This is a genomic window from Parafrankia sp. BMG5.11 (assembly GCF_004337455.1).
This window is the reverse complement of the sequence record NZ_SJXI01000008.1, coordinates 31,775-55,209: the sequence shown is the minus strand read 5'-3', so window position 1 is coordinate 55,209 and position 23,435 is coordinate 31,775. Positions and strand designations below refer to the sequence as shown.

21 protein-coding genes are annotated in these 23,435 nt (G+C 62.6%); 11 read left to right on the top strand and 10 right to left on the bottom strand.

The features are described from left to right. The first annotated feature begins 57 nt into the window (after window positions 1-57). The 6 genes from E0504_RS06160 to E0504_RS06135 all read left to right on the top strand — a co-directional run bounded on the left by E0504_RS06160 (window position 58) and on the right by E0504_RS06135 (window position 8,273). Window positions 58-1,422, top strand: coding sequence for an O-antigen ligase (locus E0504_RS06160; protein WP_165938414.1), 1,365 nt, complete (start codon window positions 58-60; stop codon window positions 1,420-1,422). Between the two features lie 99 nt (window positions 1,423-1,521). Continuing rightward, window positions 1,522-2,214 (top strand): polysaccharide biosynthesis/export family protein, encoded by a 693-nt coding sequence (locus E0504_RS06155; protein ID WP_131622363.1) that lies wholly within the window; start codon window positions 1,522-1,524, stop codon window positions 2,212-2,214. A gap of 29 nt (window positions 2,215-2,243) precedes the next feature. Then, a complete protein-coding gene (locus E0504_RS06150; RefSeq protein ID WP_165938413.1) occupies window positions 2,244-4,394 on the top strand; it encodes a polysaccharide biosynthesis tyrosine autokinase in 2,151 nt (716 codons plus the stop codon). A 1-nt stretch (window position 4,395) separates the two neighbouring features. After that, window positions 4,396-5,583 (top strand): hypothetical protein, encoded by a 1,188-nt coding sequence (locus E0504_RS06145; RefSeq protein WP_131622359.1) that lies wholly within the window; start codon window positions 4,396-4,398, stop codon window positions 5,581-5,583. 100 nt (window positions 5,584-5,683) lie between these two features. After that, on the top strand, window positions 5,684-7,006 hold the full coding sequence (locus E0504_RS06140) for a hypothetical protein (RefSeq protein ID WP_131622357.1): 1,323 nt from the start codon (window positions 5,684-5,686) through the stop codon (window positions 7,004-7,006). Between the two features lie 70 nt (window positions 7,007-7,076). Then, window positions 7,077-8,273: a glycosyltransferase family 4 protein gene (locus E0504_RS06135; RefSeq protein ID WP_131622355.1), complete on the top strand. Its 1,197-nt coding sequence runs from the start codon at window positions 7,077-7,079 to the stop codon at window positions 8,271-8,273. A gap of 34 nt (window positions 8,274-8,307) precedes the next feature. On the opposite strand, the gene E0504_RS06130 is transcribed toward E0504_RS06135, so the two are convergent. From E0504_RS06130 to E0504_RS06105, 6 genes are read right to left on the bottom strand one after another with little or no spacing between them, the layout of a single operon-like run. After that, window positions 8,308-8,988 carry a bifunctional 2-polyprenyl-6-hydroxyphenol methylase/3-demethylubiquinol 3-O-methyltransferase UbiG gene (locus tag E0504_RS06130; RefSeq protein ID WP_131622353.1) on the bottom strand — a complete coding sequence of 227 codons (681 nt, stop codon included), beginning with the start codon at window positions 8,986-8,988 and terminating at the stop codon, window positions 8,308-8,310. Continuing rightward, the gene (locus E0504_RS06125; RefSeq protein WP_131622351.1) at window positions 8,985-10,310 is read right to left on the bottom strand and encodes a lipopolysaccharide biosynthesis protein; all 1,326 of its coding nucleotides are present in this window, start codon (window positions 10,308-10,310) and stop codon (window positions 8,985-8,987) included. Before E0504_RS06125 ends, E0504_RS06130 begins: the two co-directional genes overlap by 4 nt. Then, window positions 10,307-11,458: a glycosyltransferase family 4 protein gene (locus E0504_RS06120; RefSeq protein WP_207912210.1), complete on the bottom strand. Its 1,152-nt coding sequence runs from the start codon at window positions 11,456-11,458 to the stop codon at window positions 10,307-10,309. Before E0504_RS06120 ends, E0504_RS06125 begins: the two co-directional genes overlap by 4 nt. A 29-nt stretch (window positions 11,459-11,487) precedes the next feature. Beyond that, window positions 11,488-12,660 carry a glycosyltransferase gene (locus E0504_RS06115; RefSeq protein WP_131622347.1) on the bottom strand — a complete coding sequence of 391 codons (1,173 nt, stop codon included), beginning with the start codon at window positions 12,658-12,660 and terminating at the stop codon, window positions 11,488-11,490. 9 nt (window positions 12,661-12,669) lie between these two features. Then, window positions 12,670-14,202 (bottom strand): O-antigen polymerase, encoded by a 1,533-nt coding sequence (locus E0504_RS06110; RefSeq protein ID WP_131622345.1) that lies wholly within the window; start codon window positions 14,200-14,202, stop codon window positions 12,670-12,672. Further along, a complete protein-coding gene (locus E0504_RS06105; protein WP_131622343.1) occupies window positions 14,195-14,878 on the bottom strand; it encodes a bifunctional 2-polyprenyl-6-hydroxyphenol methylase/3-demethylubiquinol 3-O-methyltransferase UbiG in 684 nt (227 codons plus the stop codon). The genes E0504_RS06110 and E0504_RS06105 overlap by 8 nt, the downstream gene beginning before the upstream one ends. Before the next feature lie 138 nt (window positions 14,879-15,016). On the opposite strand from E0504_RS06105, the gene E0504_RS06100 reads away from it, so the two are divergent. Beyond that, window positions 15,017-15,988 carry a UDP-glucuronic acid decarboxylase family protein gene (locus tag E0504_RS06100; protein ID WP_131622341.1) on the top strand — a complete coding sequence of 324 codons (972 nt, stop codon included), beginning with the start codon at window positions 15,017-15,019 and terminating at the stop codon, window positions 15,986-15,988. Further along, entirely contained in the window at window positions 15,981-16,823 is an 843-nt protein-coding gene (locus tag E0504_RS06095) for a methyltransferase domain-containing protein (RefSeq protein WP_243657434.1), read from the top strand. The genes E0504_RS06100 and E0504_RS06095 overlap by 8 nt, the downstream gene beginning before the upstream one ends. 25 nt (window positions 16,824-16,848) lie before the next feature. Here E0504_RS06095 and fabI read toward each other — a convergent pair whose 3' ends face one another. From fabI to E0504_RS53400, 3 genes are read right to left on the bottom strand one after another with little or no spacing between them, the layout of a single operon-like run. Then, window positions 16,849-17,652, bottom strand: a complete 804-nt coding sequence (gene fabI / locus E0504_RS06090) for an enoyl-ACP reductase FabI (protein ID WP_131622338.1) — start codon at window positions 17,650-17,652, stop codon at window positions 16,849-16,851. Beyond that, the gene (locus E0504_RS06085) at window positions 17,649-18,695 is read right to left on the bottom strand and encodes a YihY/virulence factor BrkB family protein (RefSeq protein WP_131622336.1); all 1,047 of its coding nucleotides are present in this window, start codon (window positions 18,693-18,695) and stop codon (window positions 17,649-17,651) included. Before E0504_RS06085 ends, fabI begins: the two co-directional genes overlap by 4 nt. A gap of 42 nt (window positions 18,696-18,737) precedes the next feature. Next, window positions 18,738-19,751 carry a DnaJ C-terminal domain-containing protein gene (locus tag E0504_RS53400; protein ID WP_131622334.1) on the bottom strand — a complete coding sequence of 338 codons (1,014 nt, stop codon included), beginning with the start codon at window positions 19,749-19,751 and terminating at the stop codon, window positions 18,738-18,740. 205 nt (window positions 19,752-19,956) lie between these two features. Here E0504_RS53400 and pdxH point away from each other — a divergent pair, with 205 nt between their 5' ends. From pdxH to E0504_RS06065, 3 genes are read left to right on the top strand one after another with little or no spacing between them, the layout of a single operon-like run. Continuing rightward, window positions 19,957-20,565 carry a pyridoxamine 5'-phosphate oxidase gene (gene pdxH / locus E0504_RS06075; protein WP_131622332.1) on the top strand — a complete coding sequence of 203 codons (609 nt, stop codon included), beginning with the start codon at window positions 19,957-19,959 and terminating at the stop codon, window positions 20,563-20,565. Further along, window positions 20,562-21,512, top strand: coding sequence for a cation diffusion facilitator family transporter (locus E0504_RS06070; RefSeq protein WP_131622330.1), 951 nt, complete (start codon window positions 20,562-20,564; stop codon window positions 21,510-21,512). The genes pdxH and E0504_RS06070 overlap by 4 nt, the downstream gene beginning before the upstream one ends. After that, the gene (locus tag E0504_RS06065) at window positions 21,509-22,303 is read left to right on the top strand and encodes a PhzF family phenazine biosynthesis protein (protein ID WP_131622328.1); all 795 of its coding nucleotides are present in this window, start codon (window positions 21,509-21,511) and stop codon (window positions 22,301-22,303) included. Before E0504_RS06070 ends, E0504_RS06065 begins: the two co-directional genes overlap by 4 nt. Here the strand turns inward: E0504_RS06065 and E0504_RS06060 are convergent. Next, window positions 22,288-23,433 carry a serine hydrolase gene (locus E0504_RS06060; protein WP_131622326.1) on the bottom strand — a complete coding sequence of 382 codons (1,146 nt, stop codon included), beginning with the start codon at window positions 23,431-23,433 and terminating at the stop codon, window positions 22,288-22,290. The two genes, E0504_RS06065 and E0504_RS06060, sit on opposite strands and share 16 nt — an antisense overlap. Window positions 23,434-23,435: the final 2 nt, after the last annotated feature.

Here is a 23,435-nt window from a genome sequence, read left to right as displayed (position 1 = left end):
CCTCCTGCGAACGGTCGCCCACGCCGGTTTTCTCCCTCTGCACGGCGCAACGCCTTGGTGGCCTTTGTCGTGATCGTGGCGCTGACCGGAGGCGCGTCTCGCGCGGATGTCCTGTCGCTGGTGGTGCTACGGCCGCTAGCGGCGATTTTCGCCGGCTACGCAATTCTCGCCGCGCCGTCCGGGCACTTGCGCTGCATTGCTGTGCCACTAGCGATCGTCGGCCTTTGTGCCGCCGTGATTGGACTCCACCTCGTGCCCCTGCCGCCGGCCATGTGGCACTCGCTCCCGATGCGGGAGGTCGTTGTCGCCATCGACGCCGCGCTGGGCCAGCCCAGCGCATGGCGGCCCCTCGCGCTGTCGCCTGCCGGGGCATGGAACGCGCTGTTTTCGCTAACGGTACCGGCTACCGCGATTCTTCTCTATGGAGCGCTGGACAACAGGGACCGGCCAACCGTGCTTCTCTTGTGGATAGGCGCGGCGATAGCGAGTGCGGCGCTGGGACTGGCGCAGATGCTGGGTGATGCGGAAGGGGTACTTTACTTGTACGCTGTCACCACTTCCGGCCTGCCGGTCGGCCTGCTGGCGAACGCGAACCATCAGGCGATGCTGTTAGCCTCCGCAATTCCGGTGACCGCCGTCCTAGCAGTCCGGCGCGAAAGCTCCGCAGCGATGTGGTTCGGCGCGATCGCAATTTTCGGCTTCCTGTTTGTCGCGCTTCTCGGCGGATCGCGCGCTGGTACTGCCCTCTCGGTTCTGGCCGGAGCCGTCGCGGCGCTGATCTACAGCGGCCGCGGTGTAGATTCTCAATCTCGTTCGCAGGTCACCACAGGGTCCCGCAGGAACCGCTGGTCTGCGCTCTCCGGCTCACGCCGGAGCATCGTGCTGGTCGTCGCGGCACTCGCGATGGCGGGCGTATTCGCGGCAGTGAGCTCCGTGTCAGACGGGGGCGTTGGGTTTTCGTCGATTGCCCGCGATGCAGATCGTCAGGAACTTCGGCTGAGTGCGTTGCCGGTTCTCCTCAAGATGCTGGGTGACGTCTGGACGGTTGGCTTGGGCGCAGGTTCATTCGTGCCCGCCTACCAGATTGTTGAACCTTTGGCAGATCTGGGCCCGTATTATCTGAACCATGCGCACAATGACTGGCTCGAGCTGATGCTAGAGTACGGCATCGCCGGCGCGGCCTTCCTCCTGATCCTGCTCGTGGCCGTTTGGCGAGCGGCAAAGCGCGTTGTGTCCGATGGTTCGAATCGTATCGCGATGCGCGCAGGGCTTTTGTTTCCCATTCTCGTCTTTGCCCTCGGCTCGATTATAGATTATCCGCTGCGGGTCCCGCTCGTTCAGGTCCTCGCCATCTTGTGGTTGCTTGGGCTAGGCGACGGGGCTCTGCTTACACCGCGGAAAGCGCGTTCGCGGCGCTCGTGAATGCGTAATCACCGATTTCTCACCTTCAATATGAGCGTCGTGGCTCGGGAGTCTTGTATGTCTGATAGGTCCTTGTCCAAGGGCGCGAGCGTTTGCGGGATGCTTTTGGCGCTTGCTCTCGCCGGCTGTGCGACAAGTCCGAAGCCGATTGGACTAGCGTCCGTGGTCCAAGCAGTCGGAGATCTTCCTTCTCCCACTTCAGCCGATTACACCCGTCCGACGCGCGACTTCTATCTAGGACCGGGCGACAAGGTGGCGATCGATGTGTTCGGCGTGCCCGAGCTCCAGCGCACAGCTCAGGTTGATGGTTCGGGCCGGCTTTCGTTTCCTCTGATCGGGCAGGTAGATGTCGCAGGACGGACGCCGGCGGAGGTGTCAGCCACCATTGCAGAGCGTTTGCGGGGCGAGTACGTCAAAAATCCGCAGGTCACTCTCAACCTCGAAGAGTCTCTCAACCAGACGATCACCGTCGATGGTCAGGTTGTCAAACCCGGGATGTATCCGGTAAGCGGCACCATGACCTTGCAACGGGCAGTCGCGGTAGCGGGCGGGCCGAGCGAACTCGCCAAACTCGACGATGTTCTTATCCGACGTCAGGTAGGGGACCAGACGTACATCGGCATCTATAATCTTCGCGCAATACGCCGCGGGAACTACGCCGATCCAGAAATCTATCCTTCCGACGTCATTATGGTCGGTGATAGCGAGCAGCGGCGCCTGTTCCGCGATCTCCTGCAGGTTGCTCCCCTTCTAACGACTCCGATCATCCTGCTGTTGCAGAACAACAACTAGGCCGGTACTTGCAGATGAACGCGATTACTATGGACGTGTCCGACGCGATCTACTCCAGCGACGCAAACACCAGCGCGGGGGGTATTCCGCCGCTGATTGCATACTTGCACGTGATGCAACGGCGACGCTGGCTGATTGCGGGCATTGTGGCGGCGGCGGTTGCAGTCGCGCTGGTGTTGAGCCTGCTGGCGACTCCCTACTTCCAGGCTGTCGCCCGCATCCAGATCGACCGCGAAGCGGAGCGGGTGACAAACGTCCAGGAGGTGAGCAAGATCGATTCCGGAACGGACGAGGAATTCTACCAGACCCAATATGCGCTTCTGCGAGCCCGATCGCTCGCCGAGAGGGTCGTGCGCAAGCTGAACCTTGCCAATGACGAAGGGTTTTTAGCGACATTCGGAGTTCAGTCGCCAGCAAGCGAAAGTCCTTTGGGTGCACAAGACCGCCGCGCGCAAGTCCGCCCTGCGGCCGATATCCTGCTCAAGCATGTCACCATCGCTCCGATACGCGGATCAAGCTTGATCGATGTGCAGTTCGAAAGTCCGGACCCCACGCTGAGTGCGAATGTAGCCAACGCCTGGATTGACGAGTTCATTGCCTCCACTCTCGATCGGCGGTTCGATTCAACTCAGGACGCGCGCGAATTCCTGCAAAACCGTCTCGCTGAACTGCGCAGCCGGATGGAACAATCCGAGCGGGAACTAGTGAACTACGCGGCCGACAAAGGCATTGTCGCACTTGGCCAGGATCAGAACGCCGAAGGCATGACCCAAGCCAATCGAACCATCACATCGGTAGACCTCGAGGCGCTTAACCGTGCGCTCAGCACCGCGATCGAAGCACGGATTGAGGCAGAGGCCGCGCTCAATGCGCAGCAACCCGGGCGCCAGACCAACACGACACTTTCAGGCCTTCGCCAGTCGCAGGCGGAGGCGAGTGCCCAGTTGGCCCAGCTCAGCGCCAAGTTTGAGCCGGGCTATCCCGAGGTTCAGGCTGTACGTTCGCGGCTGGCGTCGTTGGATCGCGCGATTGCAGAAGAAAACGGGCGGATTAGCTCGGACTACCGACAAGCCTACAATGCCGCACAGGCACGCGAGCAGGCTCTCCGCGCGCGGGTAGCGGGCCTCAAGAATGAACTTGTCGGAGAGCAGTCGGCATCAATCCAGTACAATATCTATCAGCGGGAAGTTGATACTAATCGCCAGCTCTACGACGGCCTCTTGCAGCGGTATAAGGAGATCGGCGTGGCAGGAGTGGCGAGTAACAATGTTACGATCGTAGATCGCGCGCTCGTACCGACGAAACCGTCCCGCCCGAACCTCCTTTTGAACCTGCTGCTGGGTACGCTCCTCGGCCTGTTCATCGCTTTACTCGTGGTCATTGCCCTAGAACAGATCGACCAGAAGCTGAAGGAGCCGACCGATGTGACCAGCAAGCTTGGTCTTCCGCTTCTCGGTGTCATTCCCAGAGTGGACGAAGGATTGATGGCCAACGCTATACTCGATCCGAAATCGGATGTGTCTGAGGCCGTGCTGTCGTTGCAGACGAACCTATCCTTCCTCACCGATCACGGGGTACCGCGATCGATTTTGTTCACCAGCACGCGCCCCAACGAAGGCAAATCAAACTCTACGATTGCACTCGCCCGCTCGCTCGCCCGTACGGGAAAACGTGTGCTTCTAATCGACGCGGACATGCGGAACAGTTCAAGCCATAAGCTCCTGGGGGTCGACAACGCACGCGGCCTTTCGAATTATCTGGCGGGCGATGAATTCGATGATGATCTTCTCACCGATACCGGTATTCCAAATCTGGCCCTCATGGCTGCCGGTCCCAAACCGCCAAACGCAGGTGAGCTTTTGCTTTCGCCGCGTCTCGCGCAGCTGATCCAACTGGCTGGGCAGCGTTTCGACGTCACACTAGTCGATGCGCCTCCCGTACTTGGACTAGCGGACGTCCCGCTGGTGGCAAAGACCACAGAGGGAGTTGTATTCACGGTTGAGATCGCCGGCGCTCGGTCGCGTCAAATCCAGCAGTCGATCGAGCGTATTCGCTCCGCGCGTGCCAACGTATTTGGGGCACTTGTGACGAAGTTCGACGCGCATGCTGCGGGATACGGATATGGCTACGGTTACGGCTACGGATACGGCCGCGACAGCGATCAGGCCGCGACTGCCTAAGGTGATCCGCACGGTCATCGTCGCACTGGCGAGCGCCGCCTTAGCCGTTACGAGCGGCTTGGCGGCCTTTGCTCAAGCGGGAGAGCGACTTTCGCCGCAACATGCGGCCGCCGCCTTCTCGCCCAATGGCGGTACTCGAGCGACCTTAGCCGTTTTCGAACTGGCGAAGCGACGAGCGATCACGCGGGATCCATTTCTCCCGCCCTCAGAGGTCGTAGCCAAGGTCGCACGGGCGGCCCAGACCCGAGAACCACTCGATGCCAATGCAATCGCCTTGTTGGGCGCGGCAGCCGGGAGGGAAGACCCTGCGCTTGGGCTGAAGATTTTGCGCGCGGGACATGCTGCGACCCGGCGCTCGTCTCTCCTGAACACCGAACTGCTCGCTGCCTATGGTCGTGTAGGCGAAGAAGAGGCGGCTCTTCGCATCATCGATGAAATTCTACGTCGTCAGACGGCGGCGCATGGACCCTTGCTTGAGCGTATGGCAACGCTGGCCGGCGATAGACGGTATCAGCCTATGTTCCTGGAACTGCTCTCCCTTCAGCCGCCTTGGGCGGAAGAATTCTGGCGCCAAGTCGCTCAGTCGCCTGCCGGGCTGCAGAATGCTGCAGCGTTGCGCCAGGCAAGCTATCGGCAGGCACCATACGAAATTGGCGAGGTGGACCGGATGCTGATCGAGGGTCTGGCGGGCCAAGGCCGTTATCAGGACGCAGCCTCGCTTGCGCGCACACTTTTTCCGCGTACCCGCGCTCTTGGTGACGGCGGACCTATCGTTCGCAACGATCACTTTTCGCGAAAGCCTGATATTTTACCATTCGACTGGCGACTGCTTTCCACAGCCGATTTCGGGGCCGGAATCGATACGCAGTCGAAGGCGCTGACGATCAGCGCACTGGGCGGGTCGCGTGGTGTTGTCGCTGAACAGCTGGTAGCCATTCCTCCACGCACTCTGAAGCTAATAGTAACTGTAGCTCGCGGTTCGGCGCCCACTGATAGCCTGCTGAGCACATCGCTGACATGCGCCGGCAGCGGCCGCACCCTGTTCAAAGGTGCTATTGCGACGCTGCCTGCCAGGATCGCGCCGAATGCTTGTCGATGGGCCTGGCTCCGCTTGGAGGTGTCTGTACCCCGCGAAGCAGATGGCTATGACTGGATTGTCCAATCGGTGTCGCTCACTCCCGATGGCTGAACTGTAGTTCATTGGGAGTAAACCGTTAATTGGCCCTTGGACCTCCATGAACCGTGCTCTTTTGATATGTAGGCGTTCAGCGTTGGCGGGAGCGGCGACTGTGATGCTGCCATCCGTACTGCGTGCCCAGGGCGGCCTAGTCGTCACACCTGAAGATTTCGGCGCGCGAAGCAACCTGCCTGCGGTTGGTGCGATCCAGGCGGCTCTCGATCATCTTGCGCGGCGCGGCGGCGGCACGTTGCGCATTTCAGGCACGTACCGCGGCGGGATCGTCGTCGTTCGCGGCAGCAATATCGTTATCGACGGAGCTGGCGGCACTCTGCGCGACACGCGCCTCGTCGTTGCGCAAGAGGCCTCAAACATCAGTGTGCGCGACCTCACCCTTCTTGAGACCCGAGCGCAAGCTGACAGCTATCTGCTCGACGTGGCAGGCAGCGACTGCCGCTTCATCAATCTTTCAATGATCAAGGAGCCCATGGCGGGCGGTTACCAAGGCTATCTCCGTGCGCCGTCCCGCGGGTGCCAATTTGACGGTCTGAAGGTCCGCGGCTCAAACGGCATCTTCGTTGCTGGCCGGAATCACGTCTTTCAAAACTTCGACATGGCTTCGACCCTTCGGCCCGACATCGGCGGAGACGATGCTTTCGCGCTCAAGGGGGCCGGCTCGATCACCGACAACATTGTTCTCCGACGCGGCACCGTCCGAGGCTTCTCCGCCGCCGTCTCGATCGGATCGGAAGTAGGGTCAAGCCGCGAGCATCCGGGCGCCGGCATTGTACGCCGGGTCACAGTGGAAGATGTCATCGCTGACCGCTGCCAGATGGTCTGCTTCATCAAGCCTGGCGCGCTGATCTACGACTGGCGCGGCGGCGTGGTGGAAGATGTCTGGCTCACCAACATCCGCTTGACCGATCCGGGGGGCATCATGTTCATGCGCGGCATCGTCATCAATGCCGGCAGGGGCGCCCAGGTGCGGCGCATCACCGCCAGCGGCATCACGATCGCCGCACGGGCCCATGCGCAGGATGTCATGCAAACATCGGCAGCGGAAATCCTGATCCGAGACCAGGGCGCTCCTTCGCTGATTGAGGATGTAAGCCTGCAATTTTCTTACGATGGTGCCGGGCCGAGCGGCTATCCCGTCGATCACATCGTACGAATCGAGAAAGACAATCCGGCTGTAGGTACCATGCGCCGGATATCGATCGATGTCACCGGTGCTGAAGCCCGTATATCGGGGATCCACGTCGGTGCGGGGCTCGACGACGCAGTGGTGATCCTCAGGGCTGATCTCGACAGGGTGGCGCTCTCGCCGCCCTCCAGCTTGGGCGCCGCGGGCATCTGGGCCGACTCGCGCATCCTGGCCGGCGATGTCCGCATCCGTCCGGTGCGTGGACCGCAGCGAGGCGGGCGCGCCCGCTAGCGATTGAGGCATTCTCTTGCCGCTCGATTTGCCGTCCAGTACCGCGCTTCAGCAAGTAGAAGGGCCTTTCATGAAATTGCTTTTCGCTCATGATCATCGGTTCGCCCGCGGGGACAACGGGGCGATCTTTACGCAAGGCTCTTTTCCAAGGGAAATCTGGCCAAGGTATCTCTCGAATTTTTCAACCCTTACTGTTTTCGCGCGTGACGAGGGAATGTACGCCGGAGGTGACTTGGCTCGGTCCGATGCCGGGGATGTCCAGTTCCAACTCGTCCCGTCGCCCTCTGTTGCGGAACGTCTCGGCCTTATTAAAGGCACGACAATGAGGTCGCTCGAAGATTCGATCTCAGCAGCGGACGCGGTAATCGCGCGTCTCCCGAGCGACATCGGCCTGCTGGCGGCGCATGCAGCATCCGCTGCGGGCAAGCCACTGCTGCTTGAGGTGGTCGGATGCGCGCTCGATGGATACGGCAATCACGGCGCGTTCGCGTCGCGGCTCTATGCGCCTTTTGCAATGCGGCGAATGCGCCGGGCGATCGCAAAGGCTTCCTTTGTAAATTACGTGACGGAGCGCTGGCTGCAGGGTCGCTACCCCGCATCCGATACGGCGTTTGCCACGCAAGTTTCCGATGTCTCCATAACAAGGGCTGGAGAGAGCACGCTAGCAGGGCGTGAGGCTCGCCTCGACGCAATCCGCGGTGGCAAGCGGCCTGTTTTCGGCACGCTCGCGTCGCTGCGCACCGCGTCGAAGGGTCTGCAGACGATGATCACGGCGCTCGCCCAATTGCGCAAGGCTGGTCAGAAGATTGAATGGCGCGTGCTCGGTCCGGGCGACCCGGCCAGGTGGCGCGAAATGGCGCAATTGCACGGTGTCGCCGATCAAATTCACTTCGATGGGGTTCGTCCCGCTGGCGAGGCGGTGCTGGAGTGGCTTGATAGTATCGACGTGCATTGCCAGCCTAGCTTCCAGGAGGGGCTCCCGCGCGCGACAATCGAGGCTATGTCACGTGGTTGTGCATGCCTCGGCTCGACCGCAGGTGGTATCCCCGAGCTTCTGCCGCTGGACCGTCTGCATGCTCCCGGTGATACGGCAGCTTTGGCGAACCTGATCGGGAAAATGGGGAACGACCCGGACCGAATCGCGGAGGCGTCTCAGCGCGATCGCGCCGCCTCCGTCCGTTATGAAGCGGCTTCAATCGATAACGTGCGTGCCAAAGTGTTCGCGCGGTTTGCCGACGCCGCCGCCGGCGGCCGGCGTGGAGGTTAATCCAATTCGTCCCCAGCAACACTCCACGCGCAAGTCAGCCTACGGGACTCAGAGGCTTGCGAAGCTGCGCCATGGTCACCGTATAGGGGCGGAACAGCCATAGCAGTCGGTGAGCTATGTGCCGCCACTGGCTCCTCCGGTAGAACGGGATGGCTGCGCGGAGAACCTGGTTCATGAAGGTGTAGAAGGGCCTGCCGCTCGCCTTCAGGTCGTCGCGAAGATTCCCGCTTTCAAGAACCTCCGCCCGTTCCAACTCCCAGCCTGGCAGCATTTGTGACAACTCTTCAGGCGATGGCCTGAACATCGTATCGATTGGATCGGGGTGATAGGGGTAGCTGTAGGGAACAGTTATCAGCCCGTACCCGCCCGGCGCCACCAAGTCTCCGCAGGCTGCGGCAAACGAGTGCGGATCAGTCAGATGCTCCAACAAATTGGAACAGATAAGGACTTGCGCGTTGTAGGCGAGCAGCCGCGTGCGAAACGCGGGGTCGAGCAGATCCCCCACCTCATCGACGCCCTCTGCCGGCTTCATATCGCAGTGGACGACGTTGAGACCTGCAGCCGCGAGCGGAGCGAACAACTCGCTCTCGATGTGGGGCTGGACGCGTCTGCGAAAATCGCCCGTGGAAGAGCCTACGTTGAGGCAAGTGACCCCTTTCGGCAGCTCCAACTCGCCGATCCAACGCGCCAGTGTGCGCGCCTCTTCGATCCTCATCTGTTCTTTTCCTCAATGAAACGCTCACGGCGCAGGCGCAGTCGGCACCCAAGCGCCAAGACGGCGAAAAAAACGATTTGAGCAAGGCCAGCTCCGGCAAGACCGCCGAACTCTAAACCCGGCAGGATAACCGCGAGGTAAGCAACCGTGGCGATCACATAGGAGTGGAAGATCGCCACCGGACCGTCGAAAGCTTGAACGTACATCGAGTAGGTGGCGCTCACTAGCTGAATACCGGCACTCGCGAACAGCAACACGAGGACCAAGTGTCCGGGGCGGAACTGAGAACCAAACAGCACATCCAGAGCCAAGCCGCCGAGGACTGCGGACGAGGCAACCGCGCCGAGCGTCAACACCGCGCTGAGAACCAATATTCTTCTGAGCAGCCGTCGCGGCCCCTCCAGATCGCGGCGCGAGGCAAACGCGGCAAGTTCAGGGAAAAGGACGGATGCGTAGACCTGCGTGCCTTTGCGGAGAATGCCGGCCAGCTGCCGCGCGACGTTGTAAATACCCGCGGCTTCGACCGAGATCAGCAGGCCCACCAGCGGCGCATCTCCATTCTGCCGCAATGTATCCAGTGAACCCGTTGCCCACGTGCTCCAACAATAGGCGACGAACTCTCTGCGGTCCGCTCTAGCCGCCTGGACCCCCCCAAACTTCGGACGCAGTCCTCGCCCACGGAGAAGCAGCAGGGCGCCGATAAGCTGGATCAGCGAAGGCAGTGAGATCGAAGCCGCTGCGAGAATGGCGTAGTAAATGAAGGGCGCATCTTGCGACCACAGGATCGCCGCGACCACCAACTGCAATGCCGCAGACGTGACCTGGATCAGACTCATCTGGTCGAACCGGTTAAGCGCCCGGAATACGCCCTCGCTGGTGCGATAACCCTGCAGCAGGAGGCAGGACGCCACGACAATCGCTCCGAGTTCGTACCGCGGGGGCAGGGGAAGCCATTGAGGCATAAGCACGAGCAGCCCGAGCGACACGGCTGCCGCTGCGAACGCGCTGGCGAAATCGGCTAGCAGCCCCATTCCGACAAGACGTTCAAAGCGTTCGGTCTGACCACGCTCTAGCGCCGCCATCCCGAGCTTGATGACTGGCTGTTGAGTGGCGAACGTGAACAGGCCCGCGACCAGCATCGCGGTGGTCTGCAGCAGAACGAAAATGCCGAAGTCGACAAGGGACAGCGCCCGTGAATTGATAGCTACCGCGCCTAGCGACAGCAGTGCGGCGCCCCCGCTTCCGCCGCCCAGGACAGAGAGATTACGCAAGATGCGCTTGCGCAACCCTCCTGACGGCATCGCGTGTACCGGAGCGGTCATGAAGACTTCGAGCGGCGCTTGTGGTTGGGCGGAGGTCCCCAGAGGTCGTCGTAGACTTGCTGGTACGCCTCCACCACACTGCGGCGCTCAAAGAGTTCACGCGCGATAAGTGCGCCATTCGCGCCTAGGGCAGAATTCTTACCGAGATCGCTGCACAAGTCGATCAAGGCGTCAGCCATGTCATCGCCGAAATCGAGCGAAACGACCGTCCCTGCCGGGCGCCCATCCACAGCGAGCATCTCGCGCGCCGACGCGACGGCGGTGCTCACTACCGGGCGTCCCATGGCCATCGCCTCGATCATTGTGCGCATCAGGCCCTCATAACGCGACGCGACGCACACGACTCGTGCACCGGCAATGAGGTCGGGTATGTCGCTGCGATAACCGAGAAACCGGACATGCTCGCCCAGCGGGCGGGCCGCTTCTGCGCAGGCTTTTGCGTAATCGGAATTGGTATCGTCGAAATCGCCGCTTAGCCAACTCACAATATTCGCCTGCGCCAGGCGCGGCGCCACCTTTTCCAGGTACCGTAGCTGGCCTTTCTTGACGCAGATCACGCCCGAAACGAGCACGGACGCAGGCGCCTCATCAGGCAGTGGAGTCGTGCGGAACCGCTCGAAATCGACGATTGAATAGGTAGCCGAAGCTGCGGCGATGGGGCGGTCGATAGCCTGTTCCCACCGGGAGCGCATGTCCTGCGACAGGAAGAAAGTATGATCGGCCTGCGCGAACAGCCAGCGGTACCGCTTGCGCGGAACTGGTCGATCGGGCGAGAGCGTATCGCGGACATTGAGCGCCAGGCGAACACTGCGCCGTGCGACCCGTACCGGCGTCAGGGCGAGCTGAAAGGCGAGAGGGTCGTTTGCGTGAACGATCCGCGCGCCCGTGCTGTTTAAAATTCGGCGCACCGCACGGAAGTACCGCCAGTACGTCATCGCAGTGGCGAGCGGCGCCTTTCTTATGCCACGGCTGGCCTGTTCTGGAACGACGTGTACCTCAATTCCTTCGGCCCGCCATTTCTCCGTCAAAGCCGAATCGAGGTTGGTGATGAGAACTGGGCGATAGCGGTCAAGCGAGCGCATAATTTCGGTCAGGCTGGCAATTCCACCGTTGGCACCGGCTCCGGTCTGCAAGGCAACCACCAGCACAACCGACCTGTAGGATGTGCCAAGGCAGGTCATGCGTGTTTCGCCAGTTCCTCGCGATAGATCGCGTTCAGATCGGCAATGCAGCGCTCGAGACCGAACGCGCTTCCCTCGACCCGGGCAAGCCATTCGGCGCGGTCCGGGGCACGCTGGCCGAGAATTTGGCCGATTTCTTGCGCCCAAGCTCGCGCACCCGCATCGAGCGGCAGCAGCGTGACGGCTTCAGGTATCACAATGACCTCGTGCGGCATGTTCTCGGGCATGATCACGGGGGTGCCGGCAGCCTGAGCTTCGAGGGCCACAATGCCCAAGCCCTCGCTGAAGGAGGGAAAGACAAAGACGTCGAACAGCGACATAAACGCGGCAATGTCATCGGTACCGGCGGCGAACCGGACTGACCCGGCGATCTCCAACCGGTCGACCTGCGCCTGAACTTGGGCCTTAAGAGGGCCGTGCCCGATCAGTACCAGAACGGCCTCGGGATCAAGCCTGAGATATTCAGCGAATGTGTCGATCAGGAACGCGTGATTTTTCTGCGATGCGAACCGACCAACGTGCCCCAGCACGTGACAACCGACCCTTATGCCCAGTTCGATGCGGAGCCGGTCCGCGCGTGCACGCGATTCGGCGAAATGACTGTAATCGAATCCGTAGAGCAAAATGGTGCAGTCCTTGCGCTCGCGCCACCGGGCGCCGGCGCTCTGCTCCATTGCCATTTCACTAATGGCGATACGGCGGGTTGCGGCGGCCGCGATAATGGATGTTCCGATGAGCTCGCGCACCTTGTACCGTAGATCCTGATAATTCGCGCCCTGACTTTGCGCAGCGTGGTTGTGCATAATCCGCACTGGAACCCCGCTGGCTGCGGCAACCGCCAGCACCGGGCCAGAGACAATCGAATCGACGTGCGAGTGGACCACGGCGAACGGCCCGTTCGACCGTAGGAAGCGGCGCAAGGCGAGCAGCCAAGTTAACCAGCCGCGCACGGGGAGCGTGTGAATACGCACTCCGGCGGCGCGGACCTTGGCTTCATAAGGTCCGATCTCGTCCTGCATCAGAAGGACTTCGTGTTGGATCGGTCCATTTGCGCCGTTGGCGAAAATATGCGTCAGCCAGGTCTCGATCCCGCCACGTGGCAGCCACTTGAGGACGTGGAGGACACGCCGCCTGCTGACCTGGGGGAAGGCGATATCATTCTCAGTCATGGCGAGATCCTATCGAACGGCGGTTTGCCGCGCACTTGTCCCGGATGATCGTCTTGCCGCCATCGTCCTTGGATAGAACAGCGCGATGATGCCGAAAAGCAGCAGACCCGTCAGGATGAGCTGCTGAAATGCCACCAGTTCGTCAGTCCCTACCCCGAACTGGGTTGCCAGCAGGACGAAACCGGCGATGACAGCCCCATTGCGCGGATTACGGTTGTAGGTTTCTAGGCCCCTTCGGAGAATCCAGCCATATAACGCGAACAGGACGATCACGCCTGGAGCATGGAAATTCCAGAATGCCTCGGCAACGGCGCCAATCGGTACCGCGGTTCCTTCGACCGACTCACCGAGGAAGTGCTGAGCGTAGAGCGAGCCGGGGCCACGAGGCTTCTCCGGCCAAAACGTTCTCGGGATCACCGCGAACAGCGCTCCCGAGTAGGTATATCCGAACATCGGTCCTGTGGTCCGCATGCCATCGGCTATGATAGGGACTGCGCCGGACAGCGACTGGCGCAAATCGAATTCCTCCTGCGAGCGCTGAAGGACGGTGCCGAGGTCTGCATCGCCAGCTGCTTCAATAAGAGTTGTGTTGGTCAGGCCCGCAGTTCGGATTAGATTAAGCGCACCGAAGGACAAAAAGGCGATCGGCAGGAGAATTAGCGCTAAGCGCCAGGGAACCCGGCGTGCCGACAAGGCCCATCCCAGGCCCGTCAGGACGACGACCAATAATGCTGCCGAGCGCGAGCCGGCGACGATAAACTGTTGGGCTGCGACCAATGGAAGCAGAACGAGGAATAGGGGGTGGCGGGAATCCTGCGGGCGCGTGCAAATCCACAGCAGCAGCGCAAGAAAACCGATATCAAAGAGGGCTAGCAGCGGCCCAAGTCCCGCAAGTGCGCGGAAACGTCCATAGGCCAACTCGATCACGTGCTCGACCAAGCCACCGCGAGTTTGGACAAAGACTGCAACAGCGAAAAGGTTGACGATTATTACACCCACCAAGATCCGGCGAAGTCGCTGGGAATCCATACCCTGTAGGATTGTGATTCTGCGCCCCGAGTCGCGGCGCACAATTGCGAAACCAGTGTAAAGGCTGATCAGCGAAGCTATTTGTAGGAGACGATACTGCGTTAACGCACTCCAAGTTTCCGCATCAGTCTTCCATCCAAGCGTGGTGAAGTAGGGCGCTTTCAGGGGCTGACCCGAAAGAAGACCGGCATACCCGCCAAAGCTGTCAATCAAATTGGGCAAGGTCGTGAGCAGAGGCCAGACGACCACTGCCACGATGATCGGGTGCAAAATACCGGCGGGGTGGCGCGCGAGCACCAAGAGGGGAGCGATCCTGACGAGATCATAAACCAATGACGTCAAGACTGCCGGGGCAAAGCCGCTCCCGCCGCTCATACCATTGAACGTTGCCTGGAGCAGTTGCGGTACTGCGCCAGTCAGGAGCAAGAACAACAGGACCGTGATCTGGAAGTATCGTGGAACCGTCTCTCCGTCGCGACCTTTCTTCACCAAGGAGGCAGGATGTTCAGCCATTCGTGGCGGGAACACGAGCGTTCAGAATGACATTCCAAGCATTCAATCGATCGGCAATCCGGTGATGCAGGATTCGCTTGAGCGGTGGGCAGGCCGAGACGAGCTTAACGGCACGCGAACCAGTGGGCATTGGAGCGATCGCAGTCGAGATTTCGCTGTATCCGGCTATCACTGCCAGATTGCCAAAAATAAGCGGTGTCCAAGTATACAAGTGCATATCATCGTTGTGCCGCCACGAGGATTGTCTTGGATCGTGTGGACTCTCGCCTGGAACAATCAGCCGGACCTTGCCGCCAGGGCGCACTACGCGCCGGATTTGCCGCAGGATATCGGCGGGGTTCTCGGTATGCTCGATTGCATGAAAGCTGATTACCACATCGATCGAGTGGCTTTCCAGTTCCTCAAGGCTTTCGACTACCCGGATGCCCTTGGCCCGAGCAACCGCAGCTGCTTCGGAGCCGATCTCGACTCCCGTTCTCGATGCGGCTGCAAGGCGTGAGACTACACCTCCTGTTCCGCAACCGAAATCCAGTACCCTGTTGTCGCACCCCGCCACATCCGTAAACAGTGATGCTCGCAACGCTTGAACGTGATCCGATGCGGCCCCGGAGCGCTGTTCCAGGTACGCCTTCCCTGCTTGCGCGCGATAGTTGGCCTCGGCGTCATCTTTGCTCATCGCGCGCGCCCTACCCGTTTCAGTGCTCGATAGGCAAGCTTCCGAAGCAAGCGTTCCGTATCGTCGTTGCCTATTTGAATCGTAATTCTTATGGACGCTCTGGTTCTCAGTAGCTTGTCGAAGAAGGTAGCCTCTCGGATGTCGCAGCGCCGCAATGGCTATGGCCGCAAGCGCGTGCTGGTTACGGGTGGAGCCGGGTTCCTCGGTTCGCACCTGGTCGACCGGCTCCTGGAGCGCGGCGACGAAGTCCTTTGCGTCGACAATCTGTTCACTGGGGACAAGCGAAATCTGGACCACCTGAAGGAGGAGCCGCGCTTCGAGTTCATGCGTCACGACGTGTGTTTTCCGCTCTACGTCGAGGTCGACGAGATCTGGAATCTGGCCTGCCCCGCTTCACCCGTCCACTACCAGCACGATCCTGTGCAGACCACAAAGACATCGGTCCACGGTGCGATCAACGTGCTCGGCCTCGCCAAGCGGCTCGGTTGCCGTATTTTCCAGGCATCGACCAGCGAGGTCTATGGAGACCCCGCGGTGCATCCGCAGACTGAATCCTACTGGGGCAATGTCAATCCGATCGGCATTCGCTCGTGCTATGACGAGGGCAAACGCTGCGCGGAGACCCTGTTCTTCGACTATCACCGGCAGCATGGACTGGACATCAAGGTAGCGCGGATCTTCAACACCTATGGCCCGCGGATGCACCCGGCAGACGGTCGTGTAGTCTCGAATTTCATCCTGCAGGCCCTCCGGAACGAGCCCATTACGATCTACGGCGAAGGGGAGCAGACGCGCAGCTTCTGTTATGTCGATGACCTGATTACCGGCTTTCTTGCATTAATGGAAAGCGCGAGCGGCTTTCCCGGTCCGGTGAACTTGGGCACTCCGCGCGAGTTTACGGTTCGCCAGCTCGCAGAAATGGTGATCGAGCAGACTGGCTCTAGATCCGAGCTTCAGTTCCAGCCCTTGCCCCAAGACGACCCGCTGCAGCGCAAGCCGGACATTTCGCTCGCTCGCGACAAGCTAGGATGGGAACCGAAGGTTCCCCTTGAAGAAGGCCTCGCTAAGACGATCGAGTTTTTTCAGGAGGTACTGCGTGGCAATGCCTGACGAAGCGTTTCCCGCCTGCCCCGCCTGCTCTGCCGAGACCCACCCCAAGCCACGAGGACGCATCGCCCGTTGCGCAGCTTGCGGGCATAGCTGGATCCGGACTAGCCGGGATGAGCAGGCAAGCTCGGATAAAGCGATCTATACCCGCAGCTATGCAGGATACCGCGACGATCCAACGTTGGCACAAAACTTCGATCGGATTATTGCCGACGTTCTGCTACCGAGGATCCCTGCTGCTGCGGCAATTATCGACGTCGGTTGTGGCGCAGGCGCGTTCCTCAGTGCGGCAAAGCGCGCTGGCCTGTCGGCTACCGGCCTTGACGTTTCCGAGGACGCAGCAGTGCTTTGCCAGCAAAGAGGGCATGAAGCCCGAGCCGGCGATTTTCTCCAGACTGATGGCCTCCAAGCGGTCGACGTGATCACAATGTGGGACGTGCTCGAACACCTGCGCGATCCTGCAAGTTTTCTCAAGGCGGCCGCGGTTCGTCTGCGGCCGGGCGGCACCTTCTTTGCCAAAGTACCGACGTACGGATCGGTGTCCATCGCTATTGCCGATCGCATTCCGCGGCTTCGACAAGTGCTTCTGGGTGCGCCTGACCATGTTCAATATTTCACGCCCCGCTCCCTACGTGCCTTATTCGACGGTTCCGAATTGACGGTTGTTGAACTCAGTGAGCTACCGGGTGGTATCCGCACACCCCCAACGGGAGGAGGTTTGCGGAAGCGCTTAGGGCGCCGAGTTAAGCAGTTGATCGCTTCGACTTCCGGAGAGGGAAACGTGCTCATTGTCGCAAAATCGGCCCCTTCCAAAACAGGATGCTTGACCGACAGCTGAGGCGGCCCCAGGGGAAGTCGGCTTACTAATCTAGCGCGATGTCCGGTGCGTCTTCCTGCTTCATGCCGACGGTGTGATAACCGGCATCCACGTGGTGAACTTCGCCAGTAACTCCGCTGGCGAGATCCGACAGCAGGTACAGCCCCGCGCCGCCAACATCGTCGATCGTCACGTTACGCCGCAGCGGCGCGTTCAGTTCGTTCCATTTGAGGATGTAGCGGAAGTCGCCGATCCCGCTCGCTGCCAAGGTCTTGATGGGACCGGCGGACATTGCGTTGATACGGATGCCGTCGGGGCCGAGGTCATTGGCGAGATATTTGACGCTCGCCTCCAGCGCCGCCTTGGCGACGCCCATGACATTGTAGTGCGGCACGACCTTCTCAGCGCCGTAGTAGCTCAGCGTCAGCATGCTGCCGCCTGGCTGCATCATCCGCGCGGCGCGTCGGGCGACCGCCACCAGGCTGTAGGCGCTGATGTTCATCGTCATCAGGAAATTGTCGAGGCTGGTGTCGAGGTATTTTCCGCGCAGTTCGTTCTTGTCGGAAAAGCCGATCGCGTGGACCACGAAGTCGAGCGTTTCCCAGCGGTCCTTCAGGGTGTCGAACGCCCGGTCCAGCGCGGCCATGTCGGACACGTCGCAATCGAAGCAGAAGTTGCTGCCCAGTTGCTCGGCCAGGGGGATCACCCGCTTGCCCAGCGCTTCGCCCTGATAGGAAAACGCCAGGCTGGCGCCATGCTGGGCCAGCTTTTGCGCGATGCCCCAGGCCAGTGACTTGTCGTTGGCCAGGCCCATGATCAGGCCTCGCTTGCCCGCCATCAGATCGCTCATCCGATACCCTCTTCCTGCATGCGCTTCAGTTCGCGCGCGGCTGCCGCTGCGTGCCGGGCGCGGTTGTCGGCTTGGCCGATGCGGTTCTCAGCCTCTTCCGGCGTCTCGGCGAGCGCTGCGTTAAGCTCCGCTCCGACCACCATCCCTAAGCCCACGAGATAGAAAAAGAAAAGCGCGATCATGATGCCGGCGAGGCTGCCGTAAGTCGCGTCATAGCTGAAGAAGCTGCGGATCGCCGGCGGCAGCGCCACCGTGACCGCGACCCACCACCCCGCCGTGGCCAAGGCGCCCGGCCATTTGGGATAACGCCGGCTGCGGTAGGCCTTGGGGGTCAGTGTATAGAACAACAGGTACAGCGAACCGAACAGGCCCAGCGCGGGGACGATGCGCGACAGCCGCAGCGCGCCGATGACATCGTTCAGCCGCGGCAGATAGGCGTCGATCACTTCCTGCGCCGTCCCGATCAGCACCTGCGCGAGCAGGCTGATCATCAGCAGCACCACCGCGCCGAAGATCACCCCGGCGGAGAACAGCCGATACTTCCAGAACGCGTGCACCGCCTTGGTGCCATAGGCGCGGCGCAGGATGTCGCGGATTGTCTCGATCAGGCTGGAGACGGTCCACAACCCGAAGAGCGCGCCGAGCCACAGGAACCAGCCGTTGCGGTCCTGCACCACGCTGCGCGCGACCGGTTCGATCACGTTGCCGACCAGCGGAGGCAGGGCATAGAGGATCGCGTCGATCGAGGCCGCCCGATCGGCTTCCTCGCCCACGAGGGAAAAAATCGCCGCGCCCAGGATGAAGAACGGAAAGATCGCCAGGATCGCCATGTAGGCCAGATTGCCGGCATGGATGAACCCGTCGTTGTAGGCGCCGATGAGCACCCGTTTTCCGATCTCGAACGCGCGCGTGCCGGGGCCAACTTCGCTGAGCACCCGCGCCCTGAGGTGGGGCCGGTGCCGCAGGGCATCCTGCCGCCGTTCTTCCGGTGACAGCGTATGGACGACGCGTTCTTCGGGCTCGGGCAGGACCTCTTCGCTCATGCGATCTTCTTGGCTGGCTTGCCGAGTGTCGCCGGGAAGGGCTTACACGCCAAGCTTGGCCCGCGGATTGCGGGTGTCGTGCCAACCTTCAAGCCGGCGGCCCAGTTCCGCGACGTCATCCGGAAGATCGATTTCCAGCGTGACGAGCTGGTCACCGCGAGAGCCGTCCTTGCGCGAAAAGCCCTTGCCGCCGAGGCGCATTGTGGTGCCGCCGCTGGTCCCCGGCTTGATCGACAGCATCACCGGGCCGTCCACGGTGGGCACCTTGATCCGGGCGCCGGTGACCGCCTCATCCAGCGTGAGCGGCAGGTCGAGCCGCACGTTGTCGCCCTCGCGGCGGAAGAAGGGGTGACTTTCCACCGAGATCGTCACCAGCCCGTCGCCGGTGCCGCCCGGTCCCTGCTGGCCTTTGCCCTTCAGCCGCATCTGGGTGCCGTCCTCGACCCCGGCTGGCAGCTTGAGGTCGATCGTCTTGCCATCGGCCAGCGTGATCCGCTGGTCGGCACGGCGCGCGGCATCGACGAACGGCACCCGCAGGCGATAGGCGATGTCGCCACCCTTGGGCGGGGGCGCCGCGCGGCGCTGCTGGCCGCCGAATCCGCCGGGTCCCGCCCCGCCGAAGCCGCCACCTTGCCCGAACGGGCTGCTGCGGGCGCCGCCGCCGAACAGGCCTTCGAACAGGTCGCCGAGATCAACCCCGTCCGCGCCGCCGCCCATGCCTTGAAGATCTTCGGGCCGGAACCCGCCAGCCCGGCCGCCCCCAAATCCGCCGCCGCCAAATCCGCCGCCGCCGAATCCACCGTGGCCGGCAAACGGATTAGCCGGATTGCCCTCGGCATCGATTTCGCCCCGGTCGAACCGGGCGCGCTTGTCCTTGTCGGACAGCAGATCGTATGCGCGGGTTACCTCCGAAAAGCGTTCCGCCGCCTTGGGATTGTCGGCGTTGCGATCGGGGTGCAGCTCCTTGGCGAGCTTGCGATAGGCGCTCTTGATTTCCTTCTCGGTCGCGCCGCGTGCAACGCCGAGAGTTGTATAAGGATCGGATTTGCTAGCCATGTGGCGTGTTAGCTAGGTGAGGCACTGCGCGGGCGCAAGCAGCGCGCGCTTTCCTACGTGCGCGGCCTTGGGTAGGGCACGGGCATGATCCTTCGCGCAACCGACCGACAGGCTTTCCGGGGGTCCCGTTCCACAGCCACGGGACAGCCCGGAATATCTTCGCCAGAACAGTGTGACACGTGTGACACTTCCACCGGAGCGCGCGATGAACGCTGACCAATCCGCGTTGCCCGACAGTGACCCGCTCGGCCTGTTCGCCGCCTGGTTCGCCGAAGCGCGGGAGAGCGAACCCAACGACGCCAACGCCATGGCGCTTGCCACGGCCACGCCCGCCGGCGTGCCGTCCGTCCGCATGGTGTTGCTGAAGGATTACGGCGACGAAGGATTCACCTTCTACACCAACGCGCAGAGCCGCAAGGGTGCGGAGATCCTCGCCAATCCGCGCGCCGCGCTGCTGTTCCACTGGAAGAGCCTGCGTCGCCAAATCCGCATCGAAGGCCCATTGAGCGAGGTTCCGGCGAGCATGGCGGACGAATACTTCCGCTCCCGCGCGTTCGTCAGCCAGGTCGGCTCGGCCGCGAGCGACCAGTCACGCCCGCTGGACAGCCGTGCGACCTACGTCGCGCGGGTCGAGGAATTGGAGGAGGCCTACACGAAAGCCGGTAAGGTGCCGCGCCCGCCGCACTGGACCGGTTTCACGCTGGACCCGGAAGCGATCGAATTCTGGCTCGACCGGCCGGGACGCCTGCACGACCGCCGCCGCTTCACCCGCACCGAGGGCGGCGGCTGGGCCAGCACGCTGCTGTACCCGTGACGGGTCCCGCCGCCTCGGCTGACCGCGGCGCCCTCACCCGCAGCGCCGCCTATGCCTCGATCGCGGTGGCCGCACTTCTGGCAGTGCTGAAGACCTGGGCGGTGTGGAAGTCGGATTCCACCGCGATGCTCGGCAGCCTCGCCGACACCGGGCTCGATCTGGTCGCCAGCATCGCCACCCTGATCGGCGTGTGGATCGCCGCCCAGCCAGCTGACCGCGAGCACCGCTTCGGTCACGGCAAGGCGGAGGCGCTGGCGGCGATGTTCCAGGTAGTGCTGATCGCATTGTCGGCCGCAGGCATCGCCGTGCGCGCGGTGGGGGCGCTGGTTGGCGGGGAACGGGTCGCCTCGGCGGACGAGGGGATTGCGGTGTCGGTGATCGCCATGGTTGCCACGCTCGCGTTGCTGGCGTGGCAGCGGCACGTGATCCGCCGGACCGGCAGCCTCGCGATCAAGACCGACAACGTCCATTACCAGTCGGACCTGTTGCTCAACCTGGCGGTCATCGCCGCGCTGGTGCTCGACCGGGTGATCGGCGTCACCGGCGCGGACCCGGTCTTCGGTCTCGCCATCGCCGCATGGCTGGCGTGGGGCGCCTGGCGCGCCTCGTCCGAAGCGCTCGACCACCTGATGGACAAGGAGTGGCCCGACGACAAGCGCGAGGCGTTCGTCGCCGCGCTCGCCGGGCATCCTGAACTGCGCGGCGTGCACGACCTGCGCACCCGCACATCGGGCATGCACGACTTCGTCCAGTTCCATGCCGCGGTCGATCCGCGCATGACCATCGCCGAGGCGCACCGGGTGATGGACGAGCTTGAAGCCCGGATCGAAGCCGAGTTTCCGGGTGTCGAAGTGCTGATTCACCCCGACCCCGATGGCTTGGTGAACGAGGAAGGTGCCGCCGCGGAGGAACTGCTTCCCGCCGAACCGCAAGGAGACCCGCAATGAAGCTGCCGTACTGGCACGTCGACGCTTTCGCCGCGCGCCCGTTCGCGGGCAATCAGGCCGCGGTCATGCCGCTCGACGAGTGGCTGCCCGACGAAACGTTGCAGGCGATCGGGGAGGAGAACAACTTCGCGGAGACCGCCTTCGTGGTCCGCGATGCGACCGGTGAATGCGACTGGGAGCTGCGCTGGTTCACCCCGACCACCGAGATCCGCCTGTGCGGTCACGCGACGCTGGCCAGCGGGCACGTGCTGCTGGAGCGAGACGGCGGTGAGCGGATGACCTTCCGAACCCGCCGCGCAGGCAATCTCGAGGTGCGGCGCACGGGCGAAGGATACGAACTCGCGCTGCCCGCCATTCCGACCGACCGGGGCGAATTCGCCGAAGCGGTGGCGCTGCTCGGCGCTGCGCCTGAGGAGGTGTGGCTCAGTCCCGATCGCTACGGCATCTACCTGTTCGCGCACGAGGACGAGGTGCGGGCGCTGACGCCGGACCTGCGCGGGCTCGGCGCGCTCGGCGATCATCAGTACATCTGCACCGCGCCGGGCCGCGACTTTGATGTCGTGAGCCGGGTATTCGTGCCGGGCGGCGGGGTGGACGAGGATTCGGTCACCGGATCGGCGCACGCAGCGCTGACTCCGTTCTGGTCCGCGCGGCTGGGGCGGGACCGCTTCACCGCGCACCAGGCTTCGCGGCGGGGCGGCGACCTGGCCTGCCGGCTGGAGGGAGATCGCGCCTGGCTTGGTGGCGCGTGCGTGACGGTGGTGGAGGGGAGCTTCTACCTGCCCGGATAAAGCTCGACGATGTCGGCCAGCTCCTGCACCTCGCGCGGGATTTCCTCGCTGTTCGAATGGCCTAGGCGGGCGATCACCAGCTTGCGGTCCGGCGCCACGATGACGAACTGGCCCATGTGGCCGATCATCGCGAACGCGGACTTCGGCCCGCGCTCACCGAACAGCGGATCATCGCCCTCGGGCGCGCCCTGATTGAGCCAGGTCTGCGCGCCGTAATTGCCCCGGCGGGGGCTCGGCGCGGTCATGAACTCGACCCAGCGGCGCGGGACCACCTGGGTGCCTTTGTAGGAACCCTTGTTGCGCAGGAAATCGCCGAACCGGGCCCAGTCGCGCGCCGTGCCGTGGATCAGGCTGCCACCGATCAACGTGCCCGAGCGGTCAAATTCGGGCACCATCGAGTCCATGCCGAGCGGCTTGAACAGGCGGCTGTGGAGATAGTCGGCTACCGCCCGCCGGCGCAGTTCCGGATCGGTGCTGCGGGTCAGCACCCGCGCCGCAATGTCCGCCAGGATCACGGTCGTGTTGCTCGAATATTCGAACTTCGCGCCCGGTTCGCTCTCCAGTGGCTGGCTCTCGGCATAGTCCGCCATGTCGTCGCGCCCGTCGAGGAACAGCATCCGCACCTCCCCCGATTCGTACGGCGGATCGCACGATTCGCAGTGGCGGAGGCCGCTGCGCATCTGCAGCAACTGGCGCAGCGTGATCTCGCCGCGGGGATCCCCCGGCCGTTGCCAGCGCGGCACGGGCGGCGATTGGTCGAGGTACAGGCGGCCGTCGGCGATCAACATGCCGATCATCGTGGCGGTCACGGTCTTGGCCATCGACCAGCTGACGAAGCGGGTGTCCGGACCGTATCCCGGAGCATAGCGTTCCGCCGCGATCTTGCCGCCGTGCATCACCACCACCGCGCGGGTTTCGCCAACGCCGTCCTTGGTGAACGCATCGTCGAGCGCCCGCGCCAAATCCTCGGTCGGCGCGCCGGGATCGTCGGACACGGCGGCAAGCGCCTCCTTGCTCAGCGGCTCCGGTTCGCCCGGTTTCGACGAGCAGCCGGCAAGCACTGGCAGCAGCAGGATCGCGGCGATAAGGCGGGGGGAGCAAAGCTTCGGCACGGCGTCGGCGCATCGCATGG

Excerpts from the sequence above, each read along its gene's own strand:
- E0504_RS06155 (WP_131622363.1), top strand. The coding sequence starts at position 1,522 with ATGCTTTTGGCGCTTGCTCTCGCCGGCTGTGCGACAAGTCCGAAGCCG.
- E0504_RS06150 (WP_165938413.1), top strand. The coding sequence starts at position 2,244 with ATGGACGTGTCCGACGCGATCTACTCCAGCGACGCAAACACCAGCGCG.
- E0504_RS06135 (WP_131622355.1), top strand. The coding sequence starts at position 7,077 with ATGAAATTGCTTTTCGCTCATGATCATCGGTTCGCCCGCGGGGACAAC.
- E0504_RS06130 (WP_131622353.1), bottom strand. The coding sequence starts at position 8,988 with ATGAGGATCGAAGAGGCGCGCACACTGGCGCGTTGGATCGGCGAGTTG.
- E0504_RS06125 (WP_131622351.1), bottom strand. The coding sequence starts at position 10,310 with ATGACCGCTCCGGTACACGCGATGCCGTCAGGAGGGTTGCGCAAGCGC.
- E0504_RS06115 (WP_131622347.1), bottom strand. The coding sequence starts at position 12,660 with ATGACTGAGAATGATATCGCCTTCCCCCAGGTCAGCAGGCGGCGTGTC.
- E0504_RS06110 (WP_131622345.1), bottom strand. The coding sequence starts at position 14,202 with ATGGCTGAACATCCTGCCTCCTTGGTGAAGAAAGGTCGCGACGGAGAG.
- E0504_RS06105 (WP_131622343.1), bottom strand. The coding sequence starts at position 14,878 with ATGAGCAAAGATGACGCCGAGGCCAACTATCGCGCGCAAGCAGGGAAG.
- E0504_RS06100 (WP_131622341.1), top strand. The coding sequence starts at position 15,017 with ATGTCGCAGCGCCGCAATGGCTATGGCCGCAAGCGCGTGCTGGTTACG.
- E0504_RS06095 (WP_243657434.1), top strand. The coding sequence starts at position 15,981 with ATGCCTGACGAAGCGTTTCCCGCCTGCCCCGCCTGCTCTGCCGAGACC.
- fabI (WP_131622338.1), bottom strand. The coding sequence starts at position 17,652 with ATGAGCGATCTGATGGCGGGCAAGCGAGGCCTGATCATGGGCCTGGCC.
- E0504_RS06085 (WP_131622336.1), bottom strand. The coding sequence starts at position 18,695 with ATGAGCGAAGAGGTCCTGCCCGAGCCCGAAGAACGCGTCGTCCATACG.
- E0504_RS53400 (WP_131622334.1), bottom strand. The coding sequence starts at position 19,751 with ATGGCTAGCAAATCCGATCCTTATACAACTCTCGGCGTTGCACGCGGC.
- pdxH (WP_131622332.1), top strand. The coding sequence starts at position 19,957 with ATGAACGCTGACCAATCCGCGTTGCCCGACAGTGACCCGCTCGGCCTG.
- E0504_RS06065 (WP_131622328.1), top strand. The coding sequence starts at position 21,509 with ATGAAGCTGCCGTACTGGCACGTCGACGCTTTCGCCGCGCGCCCGTTC.
- E0504_RS06060 (WP_131622326.1), bottom strand. The coding sequence starts at position 23,433 with ATGCGATGCGCCGACGCCGTGCCGAAGCTTTGCTCCCCCCGCCTTATC.